The sequence below is a fragment of the Pseudomonas sp. BJa5 genome (genome assembly GCF_030272875.2).
Classification (GTDB): Bacteria; Pseudomonadota; Gammaproteobacteria; order Pseudomonadales; family Pseudomonadaceae; genus Aquipseudomonas.
The window spans coordinates 1-322 of the sequence record NZ_JALRNG020000110.1; the positions used below are offsets into that span (position 1 = coordinate 1).

Here is a 322-nt window from a genome sequence, read left to right on the forward strand (position 1 = left end):
CCCGGCATCACAACAACTCGCCGCAGACCGCGCGCAACAGCGCCTTGGTCGAGCTTTACCACACCCTGACCGGGCGCTACCCGACCTACGCCGCCGAAGGTGCCTTCACCGGCGTGATGGCCCTGGCCAGGGCCAGCCAGAAAGCCGGGGGCGCCACTGAAACTGAAGCGCTAGTCACCGCCCTGGAAGGGCTGGAGATCGCCTTGCCTGAAGATCCACCGGGTTTCGTCTCGCGAATCGAGCGGGTCACCCACCAGATTCTGCAAGCCCAGGGCTTCGGCTCGCCGGTACCCAGCAGCGACTACCCGCCTGCGCAACTGAT

1 protein-coding gene is annotated in these 322 nt (G+C 66.1%); it reads left to right on the forward strand.

What is annotated here, in order from left to right; translation table 11 throughout:
• Window positions 1-322: ABC transporter substrate-binding protein (locus tag M2D63_RS25630; RefSeq protein WP_353050883.1), on the forward strand; the 322-nt coding region annotated here is incomplete at both ends.